This is a genomic window from Pedobacter sp. ASV12, from assembly GCF_016429155.1.
GTDB lineage: Bacteria > Bacteroidota > Bacteroidia > Sphingobacteriales > Sphingobacteriaceae > Pedobacter.
On record NZ_JAELUC010000385.1, the window covers coordinates 1 to 302 of the forward strand.

Genomic DNA, 302 nt, shown 5'->3' on the forward strand with positions numbered 1-302 from the left:
CCAGCTTATAGCTATTCATGGGCTCCAAGTGGCGGAACCGCTGCTACAGCTACGGGCTTAGTTGCAGGAAACTACACAGTAACGATAACTGATGCAAATGGCTGCAGTATTACGCGCAGCTTTACCACTGTCTCTTATACACATCTCCGAGCCCACGAGACAGTACTCATGATCGCGTATGCCGTCTTCTGCTTGAAAAGGGGGGGGGGGGGGGGGGGGGGGGGGGGGGGGGGGGGGGGGGGGGGGGGGGGGGGGGGGGGGGGGGGGGGGGGGGGGGGGGGGGGGGGGGGGGGGGGGGGGGG

The 302-nt window shown here is 66.6% G+C and carries 1 protein-coding gene; it reads left to right on the plus strand.

Going from position 1 to position 302, the window contains the following annotated elements; genetic code table 11:
• On the plus strand, window positions 1-302 hold a 302-nt coding region (locus tag JHD69_RS20825; protein WP_199142210.1), incomplete at both ends, for a hypothetical protein.